The sequence below is a fragment of the Mycolicibacterium vaccae NBRC 14118 = CIP 105934 genome (assembly GCF_001552715.1).
In the GTDB taxonomy this organism is placed as follows: domain Bacteria; phylum Actinomycetota; class Actinomycetes; order Mycobacteriales; family Mycobacteriaceae; genus Mycobacterium; species Mycobacterium vaccae.
Genome location: NZ_BCRS01000179.1, coordinates 1 through 11,529, shown reverse-complemented (window position 1 = coordinate 11,529; position 11,529 = coordinate 1). Strand labels below are relative to the sequence as shown.

12 protein-coding genes are annotated in these 11,529 nt (G+C 66.9%); 6 read left to right on the top strand and 6 right to left on the bottom strand.

What is annotated here, in order from left to right; all coding sequences use genetic code 11:
• The first annotated feature begins 567 nt into the window (after positions 1-567).
• The 5 genes from MVA01S_RS25410 to MVA01S_RS25390 all read left to right on the top strand — a co-directional run bounded on the left by MVA01S_RS25410 (position 568) and on the right by MVA01S_RS25390 (position 4,392).
• Positions 568-858, top strand: coding sequence for a WhiB family transcriptional regulator (locus tag MVA01S_RS25410; protein WP_003929260.1), 291 nt, complete (start codon positions 568-570; stop codon positions 856-858).
• A gap of 151 nt (positions 859-1,009) precedes the next feature.
• Entirely contained in the window at positions 1,010-2,053 is a 1,044-nt protein-coding gene (locus MVA01S_RS25405) for a zinc-binding dehydrogenase (protein WP_003929259.1), read from the top strand.
• Between the two features lie 359 nt (positions 2,054-2,412).
• On the top strand, positions 2,413-3,279 hold the full coding sequence (locus MVA01S_RS25400) for an SH3-like domain-containing protein (protein ID WP_003929258.1): 867 nt from the start codon (positions 2,413-2,415) through the stop codon (positions 3,277-3,279).
• Positions 3,280-3,307: 28 nt separating this feature from the next.
• Complete coding sequence (gene scnC, locus MVA01S_RS25395; protein ID WP_003929257.1) at positions 3,308-4,012, top strand: thiocyanate hydrolase subunit gamma; 705 nt, start codon at positions 3,308-3,310, stop codon at positions 4,010-4,012.
• Between the two features lie 8 nt (positions 4,013-4,020).
• Positions 4,021-4,392: a hypothetical protein gene (locus MVA01S_RS25390; protein WP_003929256.1), complete on the top strand. Its 372-nt coding sequence runs from the start codon at positions 4,021-4,023 to the stop codon at positions 4,390-4,392.
• A gap of 18 nt (positions 4,393-4,410) precedes the next feature.
• Here MVA01S_RS25390 and MVA01S_RS25385 read toward each other — a convergent pair whose 3' ends face one another.
• Positions 4,411-5,466, bottom strand: a complete 1,056-nt coding sequence (locus MVA01S_RS25385; RefSeq protein ID WP_003929255.1) for a 3-deoxy-7-phosphoheptulonate synthase — start codon at positions 5,464-5,466, stop codon at positions 4,411-4,413.
• 283 nt (positions 5,467-5,749) lie between these two features.
• On the opposite strand from MVA01S_RS25385, the gene MVA01S_RS25380 reads away from it, so the two are divergent.
• Positions 5,750-6,256 (top strand): nuclear transport factor 2 family protein, encoded by a 507-nt coding sequence (locus tag MVA01S_RS25380; protein ID WP_237024344.1) that lies wholly within the window; start codon positions 5,750-5,752, stop codon positions 6,254-6,256.
• 44 nt (positions 6,257-6,300) lie between these two features.
• On the opposite strand, the gene MVA01S_RS25375 is transcribed toward MVA01S_RS25380, so the two are convergent.
• From MVA01S_RS25375 to groES, 5 genes are all read right to left on the bottom strand, one after another.
• A complete protein-coding gene (locus MVA01S_RS25375) occupies positions 6,301-7,803 on the bottom strand; it encodes an adenylate/guanylate cyclase domain-containing protein (RefSeq protein WP_003929253.1) in 1,503 nt (500 codons plus the stop codon).
• 139 nt (positions 7,804-7,942) lie between these two features.
• Positions 7,943-8,203, bottom strand: coding sequence for a hypothetical protein (locus tag MVA01S_RS25370; protein ID WP_003929252.1), 261 nt, complete (start codon positions 8,201-8,203; stop codon positions 7,943-7,945).
• A gap of 226 nt (positions 8,204-8,429) precedes the next feature.
• On the bottom strand, positions 8,430-8,996 hold the full coding sequence (locus tag MVA01S_RS25365) for a cupin domain-containing protein (protein ID WP_040540526.1): 567 nt from the start codon (positions 8,994-8,996) through the stop codon (positions 8,430-8,432).
• A gap of 271 nt (positions 8,997-9,267) precedes the next feature.
• On the bottom strand, positions 9,268-10,896 hold the full coding sequence (gene groL, locus MVA01S_RS25360) for a chaperonin GroEL (protein WP_003929250.1): 1,629 nt from the start codon (positions 10,894-10,896) through the stop codon (positions 9,268-9,270).
• A 90-nt stretch (positions 10,897-10,986) separates the two neighbouring features.
• The gene (gene groES / locus MVA01S_RS25355; protein WP_003929249.1) at positions 10,987-11,289 is read right to left on the bottom strand and encodes a co-chaperone GroES; all 303 of its coding nucleotides are present in this window, start codon (positions 11,287-11,289) and stop codon (positions 10,987-10,989) included.
• Positions 11,290-11,529 lie beyond the last annotated feature (240 nt).

The window sequence follows — 11,529 nt, the reverse complement described above, 5'->3', positions numbered from 1 at the left end:
TAGCCGGTGAAGTTCGGTCAGCGCGCAGGCGTAGCGTCCCTGGCCGCCCGCGGCGACGGCGCGCAGCCACACCTCGCGCCGCCCGGCGGCGGGGGGAAGCGGCCAGGTGTCCGGCCGGTCGCCGAACGCGGCGACTTCGAGGACGTTTGCGGAAACCGCGGGACCTGTGCTCATCGGACCGCGACGCTATCAAGCCGCATAGGGCCGAAAAAATCTCAACGGTTAACAGTTCGTGCACCCCGTGTTACAGCAATGTCACCGGATATGGAGGTCGGGGTTGCCGGATCACGCCTGCGGCGCCGGGCTTTCGCCCGAAATCACCGGTCACCGGGACTGGGCCGGAGGCTCCCATACCACTGCTTCCGTTGGCTGAACGCCTCTGAAATGAACGTGATGTAAATTTTCGGCCTGCGGATATGTGGTTCGGCACACCAAGAGGCTATTGACGGCAATTCCGAAGCCCTTCTACGTTGTGTGCACGAGTGGTCATCGGCGACTGTGCTCGGATTGTTCCACCGACTTAACCGGACGTGTGCCGCGAAAGAGTCTGTAGGGAGAGGAATTCCATTGCCACAGCCGCAGGAGCTTCCCGGTCCGAATGCTGATATCTGGGATTGGCAGATGAAGGGGGTTTGCCGGGGCGTCGATTCGTCGATGTTTTTCCACCCCGACGGTGAGCGCGGCCGGGCCCGCGCCCAGCGCGAGATGCGGGCCAAGGAGATGTGCCGGCGTTGTCCCGTGATCGCACAATGCCGTTCACACGCGCTGGCCGTCGGAGAGCCGTACGGCATCTGGGGCGGTCTGAGCGAATCCGAGCGTGAGCTGTTGCTCAAGCGCGGAATCCGCCGCAGCGCCTAGAACCAGATCTGAACGAAGGGCCCATCCCGGCTTGTCGCCACCGGGATGGGCCCTTCGCCCTTGCGGCACAACATGTGTGGATGCTGCAAGGTTCCTGTGAGGCAGATACGGGGTAGCCAGTGGCCACCACCTTCTGCCCTGAGGAACTGCCATGCGCGCGACACTGATGTACCAAGCCGGCGACGTCCGCGTCGAGACGGTTCCCGACTCGGTCATCAAGCACCCCACCGACGCGCTGGTGCGCATCACCGCGTCATGCATCTGCGGCAGCGACCTGCACCCCTATCACCACATGACCGCCGCCGAGGGGCCGGCGCGCATGGGGCACGAATTCATCGGAGTCGTCGAGGATGTCGGGTCGGACGTCGGCACCGTCAAGCGTGGGGACCTGGTGGTCTCGCCGTTCGCCGTCTCGGACAACGTGTGCGAATTCTGCCGTGAGGACCTGCAGACCTCCTGCTCGCACCCGGAGGCGAACTTCTGGGACGGCATCCCCGACGAGGGCGCCCAGGCCGAGGCCATCCGGGTGCCGCTGGCCGACGGAACCCTGGTGAAACTGCCCGTCACGCTGGACTCGGCGCTCATGGCGTCACTGCTCACCCTGGCCGACGTCTACGGCACCGGGTTCCACGCCGCCAGAATGGGCGGGGTGGGCCCCGGCAAGCGGGTGACCGTGATCGGGGACGGCGCGGTCGGACTGCTGGCGGTGCTGTCGGCCAAGCGCCTGGGAGCCGAACAGATCGTCCTCATGGGCCACCATCGCGACCGGACCGACCTGGGCCGCACGTTCGGCGCCACCGACGTCGTGGCCGAACGTGGAGAGGAAGGTATCGCCAAGGTCCGTGATCTCACCGGCGGGGAGGGCACCCACGCCGTGCTGGAGGCCGTCGGCTACCTGCCCGCCTATCAGCAGGCCCTCGGCGTCGTCCGGCGCGGCGGGGTGATCAGCCGCGTGGGGGTGCCCCAGTACGAGGAGGCGCCCATCGGATTCGGCAGCCTCTTCCGCCACAACATCCGTCTCGCCGGCGGGCCTGCCCCCGTGCGCGCGTACATCGAGGAGTTGATGCCCGACATCCTCGACGGCACACTCGAACCGGGCCGGGTGTTCGACGAAACCACCGATCTCGACGGAGTTCCCGACGGATACCGCGACATGGACGAACGGCGCAGCCTGAAAGTCCTCGTCACACCGTGACGCACGTCCGGCTGCCGGTGTCTATCCGGCCAGCGAACAGATTTCCAGCCGCTGCCATGCGCAATTCCGCTGCCGCACAACATGTTCGGCGCCGTCATGTGGGCCTTGCGCGCACATCCTGACGGGGCCGGCCGAGCTATTGCCGCAGGTCATTTCGCGGTGCTAGCCTCGATTTGTCAGGAGCCTTCTTCGCGACCGACGACTTGCCGCCGCCGCGCCGCGCTCGGGTGACCGCGCGTTTCGACGAATAGTGTTGCTGCACAGCAAAATCCAGCTGCAGCGTGAGCAGGCGGCCGGTAGCGGAACGGCAGCCATCTCGCTAGTTTGCCGCATGTCCCGACGCAGGGAAGGCCAACCGAATGGCCGTCAGCGCACACAACCACGTCACCAGTGATTCCCACGAACGGGCCGACCAGCTGACCCTGGTTTCGCGTCTGAGGTCGGCGTTTCCGGAGCTGCCGGACGCCCCCACGGCGGACATGCTCGACCACCCCCGGATCAAGGCGTACCTCAAACCCGTGCACGACGTGGGCGGGGAACCCGACGCCCCGATCAAGTTCGAGAACAAGCAGTACGAACAGTGGGAAGAGCTGACGTACATCATGTGCGAGGTGCTCGCCTGGCGCGGCATCTGGGTGTCCGAGGAGCGACGCAGGATCGGCAACGTGGACGTGGGCCGCGCCCAGTACCTGGGGCTGCCCTACTACGCGCGGTGGTTGGTGTCGGTGGCCCGGGTGCTGGTGGAGAAACACCACATCAGCCTCGGTGAGCTCAGCGAACGCATGGCCGAGGTGCAGGAACGCTACGCGGGCGGACTCGACGGCAAGAAGATCGAGGCTCAGCCGAAGTCCGAGGGCGACGGCGCCGAGGTGAAGCGCAACGAGCACCACATCAAGGCGGTCGGCATCGGCGATCCGCAGATCTACGCCGGAAAGGCGGGCGAGCCGCGCTTCGCCGTCGGCGACGGTGTCGTGGTGCGCGACATGCCGGTCATCTTCTACACCCGCACCCCCGAGTACGTGCGCGGCGCCACCGGACGGATCGCGAAGGTGTCCTACGAGAGCCCGGCCGCCGAAGACGAGACCTGGGGCCTTACCGACGCCACCCCGGAGTGGTTCTACATCGTCGAATTCGACCTGCCGGACCTCTTCTACGGCTACGCCGGAGCGGCGCACGACAAGTTGCGCACCGAGATACCGCAGCGCTGGCTGGCGCCGGCGAACTGATCAGACTGCCGCCGAGAGGGACTCAACGATGAGCGACGACCATAGCCACAACCACGATCACGCCCGCACCGTCAAGCCGATGGTGGACGAGATCACCGACTTCGAGGTCCTGGAGATCGCGCTGCGCGAACTGTGCATCGAGAAAGGGATCTTCACCGCCGAGGACCACCGGCGGTTCACCGAGTTCTCCGAGCAGATCGGTCCGACCCCGGCCGCGCGCCTGGTCGCGAAATCCTGGCTGGATCCGGAATTCAAGAATCTGGCCCTGACCGACGCGCTGACCGCCAGCAAGGAAGTCGGTGTGGACTGGTTGCAGCCCACCGGGTTCGGCACGCCGAGCGACTTCGTGGCGTTCGAGGTACTCGAAGACACCCCGACCCTGCACAACGTGATCGTGTGCGGGCTGTGCTCGTGCTATCCGCGGCCCATCCTGGGCAATTCGCCGGAGTGGTACCGCACCCCCAACTACCGTCGCAGGCTCATCCGCTGGCCCCGCGAGGTGCTTGCGGAGTTCGGCCTGTACCTACCGGACAACGTCGCCGTACGCGTCGAGGACTCCAACCAGAAGCACCGGTTCATGGTGATGCCGATGCGCCCGGAGGGCACCGAGGGCTGGACCGAGGACCAGCTGACCGAGATCATCACCCGCGACTGCCTGATCGGCGTGGCGCTGCCGAAACCCGGCGTCACGTCCAACGTCATCGTCGACACCCGGCCCGCCCTGCATCCCTAGGACACCGCATGACCTCCGAGGAACTGTCCCATCCGGTCGAGCGGGTCCAGAGCCCGACACTGAACGAGATCGTCGAGCGCAACCAGGTATGGCCGGTGATGGCAGCCAAATACCACGTCGAGAATCCGGTTCCGCCGTGGAAGACCAGCCTCGACGGGCTGTGCGAGGCCCTCGACCACGCGGCGTGCGACGCCGACGTGCCGGACTTCAAGCAGCGCCGGGACGAGGAGGATCTGCTGTCGGCGACGCGCTACGCCGACCTGCCGTACCCGGAGAACCAACTCGTCGCACTGGCCCACTCCCTGCTGGCCCGGGGCGTGATCGACGAGGAGGACCTGCGCCGCCGGATGGCCGGCATCCGGGGCCGTCTGGAGGCCTGACCTCCCGGACGCACCCCGTCAGTCGCGCCGGGCCAGTTCCCGCAGCACCGCACTGGTGGCCGCCCAGTCCATGCACTTGTCGGTGACCGACTGGCCGTAGGTCAGCGGACGGGCCTCGGGCGCCTGCGCGCCCGCGACGAGGAAGCTCTCCAGCATCACCCCGCTGACCGGCAGGCCGTCGCGAACCAGCTGCGCCACCTCGGCGGCGACCCCGGCCTGGCGCACGTGATCCTTGCCGGAATTGGCGTGACTGCAGTCGATCACGACACGACCGGGCAGTCCGGCGGCGGTCAGTTTGGCGACCGTCGTGCGCACCGACTCCGCATCGCTGTTCGGTCCCCCGGTGCCGCCGCGCAGGATCACGTGGCAGTCGTCGTTGCCCTCGGTGCTCACCAGCGCGCCGCGCCCGAGGTCGTCCATGCCGAAGAAGACATGTTGGGCGGCAGCGGCTTTCACACCGTCGACCGCGACCTGGATGTTGCCGTCGGTGCCGTTCTTGAACCCGACCGGCATCGACAGCCCTGACGCCAGCTGACGGTGCACCTGGGACTCGGTGGTGCGGGCGCCGATCGCACCCCACGCCACGGCGTCGGCGATGTACTGCGGGCTCGTCGGCTCCAGGAACTCACAACCGACCGGCAGTCCGATGTCGATGATGTCGAGCAGCAGCTGCCGCGCCGTGCGCAGACCCCGCGCGACATCGAAGGTGCCGTCCATCCCGGGGTCGTTGATCAGACCCTTCCATCCGGTGGTCGTGCGGGGCTTCTCGAAGTAGACCCGCATCACGATCTTGAGCCGGCCGTCGAGCTCGGCGGCGATCTCGGCGAGCCGGGCCGCGTAGTCCAGTGCGGCGGCGGGGTCGTGCACCGAGCACGGACCCACGACGACGAGCAGTCGGTCGTCGCGTCCGGCCAGGATGTCGGCGATCTCGTCGCGGTCCCGGGCCACCCGTTCGGCGCGGCGGGCGCCGAGCGGGAACTCGGCGAGCACCTCGTGCGGGCTGGGAATCTCGCTGAACCTGCGGATGCGCCGGTCCGACGTCGCGGGGACGGTCACGGTCTGGGCGGAAACCATAGTGTTGGTGCCTTTCTGGTTCGGGCACCGAAGGTGAAATGTCCGGCGCCCTTTAATGACGAAAGGCAGCGACCGAGTGGTCACTGCCTGGGCTCCGGGAGGATGCGTGCTTAGTGCTGCGCTTTATCGGCTCCGCCCGGAGCCTCGATAAAGCGCCAATAGCCGGCGCGCATACGGATGTTCACGTCGACGACCATACACCCAACCGCCGTACCGTCGGCCACGGCCCCCAGGAGAACCGCACCCTGCCAGGCCGGCGGCGACCGGATTACGTTTCGGAGACATGACCTCCACACCTTCCATGACCAGGAATTTCGCCCTCCTACTGGGCACCGCCGTCGTCTCCACGGCGTGTGCGGGCGCGGCCAGTCACGCCGCGCCACCAGAAGCACCCGGCAACGCCGCCATCGTGCGCGACGGGCTGGCCCGCGGTGTCGGCGGGCCGGATACGTTCTACGCGCTGCTCGCCGAGGACGTGCGATGGACGGTGGCCAGGGCGACGACACCACGGACCTACACGTCACGCCAGGAGTTCCTGGACAGCGCCGCAGCGCCGATCGTGGACCGGCTGACCGGACCCATCCAGGCCGAGGTGCACGAGATCCTCGCCGACGACGACCGCGTCGTGGCGCGGTGGCGGGGCACCGCCACCGCGCGGGACGGTCAGCCTTACGTCAACGAGTACAACTGGGTGATGAGCCTGGAAGGCGGGCAGGTCACCGACGTCGTCGCCTATCTCGACTTCGTCGTCCTCGACGAACTGCTCGCGCGGGTGCCCCTCCCGTCCTGAGGTGCGGTAAGCCCGCCTGAGTCCCTGCGCGCTGCCCCGGCAGTTCATATCGCCGGGTCGAGGCCGAAGACCTGCACCGGCGCCGACTTCCCCCTGAGCGCGAAGAACCCACGCTCGGTGAGTTCGGGAGGCCGACCGGCCAGCGCGTCGACACTGGTGCCGGTGAGAAGGATGGTGTCGCCGGTCGTCTTGGTCAGCTGCTCGACCCGGGCCGCGACGTTGACCGTGTCGCCGATCAACGTGAACTCGAGTTTTCCGCCGCCGCCGATCGTGCCGGCGATGACGAGCCCGGTGTTGATCCCGACACCGATGCGCAACTCGTCGTCGAACCGCTCACCCACCCGGCGATGGATCAAAACCGCGGCGCTCAACGCTTTGTCAGCGTGGTTCGCCAGGTCGTTGGGGGCGCCGAAGATGGCCAACGCACCGTCGCCGAGGAACTTGTTGACGTGGCCGCCGGCGTCCACGACGGCCGGGACCACGATCCCGAAGAGGTCGTTGAGCCGCGCGACGGCGTCCTCGGCGGTGTTCGCCTCGGCGAACGGGGTGAAGTCCCGGATGTCGACGAACATCACCGTCACTTCCCGGCGCTCACCGCTGAACACGTCGTCGCCCTGCTCCAGCAGCCGGGCCGCCAGGTCAGGGTCGACGTAGGTACCGAACGCGGCGTGAAGACGTCGCCGCTCGGCCAGGCCCGTCTGCATGCGGTTGAACGATGCTGACAGGGCGCCGAGGTCGTCGTCCTGCACCACCGGCAGTCGCTCACTGATGTCACCGCCGGCGACGCGGCGGGTTCCGGCGGCGAGATCGCGAAGTGGCTGCAGCAGAGGGGAATAAGCGGCCCACAGGGAGGGTCCGATGACGAGCACCAGGGCTCCGCCGATCACGATGGCCAGGGCCGGGCCGTGCCGCTCCATGTCGAACACCGCACCCATGATCGCGCCCGCGGCGGCGAACGCGAACCCCACGGCGAGCATGGCGGCGTTGGTCCACGTGGTGAACGCGGGCCGGGATCGCGGCAGGCCGTCGCCGATGTCGGTGCCTGCGGCGATCGCCGCGCGTGCGGGCCGCAGCGTCGCTTCGACGTAACTGTGCAGCGTGATCAGTTGACCGGCAGTCCCGGCGATGGCGCCGAGAAGGGCGTACTGGAGCAACCGCCACCCGCTCGCGCCGGCGATCATCGCGAGCACCACGAACAGCGACCCGATGCACAGACCGGTGACGACCAGCCCCCGGATGATCAGCTTGCGACCGTAGATATAGGTGGCGCGCAGTGCGTCGGCGGGGTCGACGTCGTCGCCATCGGCCCAGCGCTGGACGAGACGGACCTCCTTGCCGCTCGGGAAGATCATCAGATACAGGTAGACGAGTACGACGGCGACCGTGACAGCGGCGGCCTCGAGGTAGCGAGTGGACCTCTCGAACGCGACGATCCCGACCGACCAGGCGAGATAGACGGGCAGCGCCAGAAGCAGCGTGAGCGCCCAGCACGCCCACGCGTACCTGGGTCCGTACCGCTCCCAGGCCCATTGCCAGATGCGATCCATGGATCAACGAAACACCTGCGGCGACGAATCGGAGGGTGTTTCTCCGTCGCTCATCCCCATGCGGACACGAAAACGCCCCCGGCCGGAAACCGGGGGCGTTTTCGTGTCCGGTGTCAGCACGACACCGGCGGCGGTGAAACTAGATGCAGACGAATCCGCTGACGTTTCCGTACGGGCTGGTCGCGGTGATGCAGGCGTCGACACCTCGCAGGCCGTCGTTGCCGGCCCACTTGGCGTGCCGCGGGCCCTTGCCGGGATGCTTCCAGTCGTGATGCGGCTTCTCGGCGAAACCGACCCCCGCACCGACCGGTGCGGCACCCGCCGCACCCGCTCCCACAAGGCCTGCTGCGCCCAGTCCGGCGGCCAGAACCGCTCCTGCAACAAGGTGATTCAGTTTCATGAATTCCTCTCTAGTGAGATTTCGAGCCTACCTAACCAACTCGGCAGGGCAACTGCCGGCTCGACAGCCTTATGGAGAAATCCTCCCGCACCGCGGGCGCGCCGTAAAGAACCCCTGCTCAGCCGCTACGCACATAGCCACGCGCTCCGGTTCGAAACCACAAGACCCAGAACACAATTGACCTGGGCGACAATTGTGTCGTGGTGCCGATGACCATTGCTATCTACTAGCCGGCCGCGTGGTCGCTGTACTCGGGATAGCGCGGCAGATAACCGCGTGCCCGCGCCAGCGGGGCCAGCATCGGACCGAGTCCTCGCATCGCGAGTCCGAGGACACCCGGCGTCCCGATGCCAACTCGATAGGCATGCGCTATCGACACCAACTGGAGGAAGCTGGGCAACTGCGTGCTCGGATTGACTTTTCCGTCTCTGGCGAGTCCGAACCACGTCTCGAAGAAAGTCTCCATATCGAATGCCGGGCTGAGCGTGACGACAACGGCTGCAGGCTCGGCGAAAGGGTTCCCCCAGACGTGCCCGACGCCCCGCGGGACCACGACTTTCTCCCCGGCCTCGGCGACGCGTCGTCGACCCGCCACCTCGATCTGGACCCGCCCTTCCGCTACGTCGAAATGTTCCGAGCCACCAGGGTGGGTGTGGGGCCGCGGCAACGACCCGCCGGCGGCCATCTCGATTCTCGCCTTCAGGAACGCACCGCCGGTTGTCGCAGCGGTTTCGAGGAAGGTGAGCCGCTCTCCACTGAGCGGATGCTCGATCGTGTCGCCCACACGTGCCATGCCCGCCCCCGCTCACTGCGCAATCAGATGATTGAAAGTATCGACCACCCGTCGCGGGTTGTCACTTGTTGCCACCACAACGAAAACACCCTCGTCCCAACAGGACCGGGGTGTCGCGTAACTCAACGATCGATGGCGCTGACGGCCGTCGCCATGGCCGTCGTCTTCAGCTTCGACAGGTTTGCCGACGATCGCCGTCGCCCCGCGGCGCCCAACCGAGACAAAACACCCCCGGCCCAAAAGGACCGGGGGTGCTTCACAGAGCTACGAACTAGTGGGCGTGCCCGTGACCGTGGCCGTGGCCGTGGCCGTCGTCCTCAGCCTCGACCGGCTTTTCGACGATCGCGGTCTCGGTGGTCAGGATCATGCGGGCCACCGACGCCGCGTTGACCACTGCCGAGCGCGTCACCTTCACCGGGTCGATGACGCCGTCGGCGATCAGGTCGCCGTACTCCAGCGTCGCGGCGTTGAAGCCATGTCCGGCAGGCAGTTCGGCGACCTTGTTCACCACGACCGCACCGTCGAGCCCGGCGTTGGTGGCGATCCAGTACAGCGGCGAGGACAGTCCGGCAGAGAACACGTCGACACCGAGGGCCTCGTCACCGGACAGCTCGGAACGGAGCTTCTCCAGCGACTTGCGGGCCTGCACCAGCGCCGCGCCTCCGCCGACGACGATGCCTTCCTCCACAGCGGCTTTCGCGGCTGAGACGGCGTCCTCGACGGCTTCCTTGCGCTTCTTCAGGTCGGTCTCGGTGGCCGCGCCGACCTTGATGACCGCAACGCCACCGGCGAGCTTGGCCAGTCGCTCTTCGAGCTTCTCGCGATCCCAGTCGGAATCCGAGGCCTCGATCTCAGCACGCAGCTGAGACTTGCGCCCCTCGATGGCCTCCTGAGTGCCGCCGCCGTCGACGATGACAGTGCTGTCCTTGTCGACCACGACGCGGCGGGCGGTTCCGAGGACCTCCAGACCCGCCTCACGCAGGACCAGGCCCACGTCGGGGTTGACAACCTGGGCGCCGGTCACGACCGCGAGGTCGTCGAGGAATGCCTTGCGGCGGTCGCCGAAGAACGGCGCCTTGACCGCGACAGCCTTGAGCGTCTTGCGGATGGCATTGACGACGAGAGTCGAAAGCGCCTCGCCCTCAACATCTTCAGCGACGATCAGCAGTGGCTTTCCGGCCTCGGCGACCTTCTCCAGCAGCGGCAGCAGGTCGGGCAGCGAGCTGATCTTCTCGCGGTGCAGCAGGATCAGGGCGTCTTCGAGGACCGCTTCCTGCAGGTCGAAGTCGGTGACGAAGTAGGCCGACAGGAAGCCCTTGTCGAAGCCGACGCCCTCGGTGATCTCCAGCTCGGTGTTCATCGTCGAAGACTCTTCGACCGTGACGACACCGTCGGTGCCGACCTTGGTCATGGCCTGACCGACGAGCTCGCCGACGAGCTCGTCACGCGACGACACGGTCGCAACCTGGGCGATCGACTTGGCGTCCTTGACCGGGGTGGCGGCGGCCAGCAGCGCCTCGGAGACAGCGTCGGCGGCCTTGGAGATCCCGGCGCCGAGCGCGATCGGGTTGGCACCGGCAGCGACGTTGCGCAGGCCGGCCTTGACCAGAGCCTGGGCCAGCACGGTGGCGGTGGTGGTGCCGTCGCCGGCGACGTCGTTGGTCTTGGTGGCCACCGACTTGACCAGCTGTGCACCGAGGTTCTCGAACGGATCCTCGAGGTCGATGTCGCGCGCGATCGTCACGCCGTCATTGGTGACGGTGGGCCCGCCCCAGGACTTGGCGAGCACCACATGGCGGCCACGCGGGCCGAGCGTCACCTTGACCGCGTCGGCGAGTTTGTCGACGCCGATCTCCATGGCGCGGCGCGCGGTTTCGTTGAACTCAATCTGCTTACTCATGAATGTCTTTCCTAGGAACGGGGTGAAACGCGCGCCGCCCCGGACATCACCCGTTGAGATGCGGGACGTCCGGGGCGGAACACGATTCGTTTACTTGGAGACGACAGCCAGCACGTCGCGGGCCGAGAGGATCAAGTACTCCTCGCCGTTGTACTTGATCTCGGTGCCGCCGTACTTGCTGTAGATGACTACGTCGCCCTCCGACACGTCCAGAGGAATCCGCTTCTCGCCGTCCTCATCCCAGCGGCCGGGGCCAACTGCGACGACGGTGCCTTCTTGCGGCTTTTCCTTGGCGGTGTCGGGGATAACCAGACCGGAAGCGGTCGTGGTCTCGGCCTCGTTGGCCTGAACGAGGATCTTGTCCTCGAGTGGCTTGATGTTCACGCTCGCCACGATGGAGCCCCTTCACTGATGTAGGTGTATGTACTCAGCGGTCGTTCCTTGCCTCACGCCGTCGTCGCGGGTGTCGACACGAGGCTGAAGCGACTGCCGCCTAGCACTCTATACAGGAGAGTGCTAGCACTCAAGGTCGGGGGCTGTTTCTTCCGCGGGTCGTCCAACGCGCCCACAGACGACGAGAGGCACCCCCGGGGGATAGGGGTGCCTCTCGCCGTGGATCGGTGGGGTTACTGG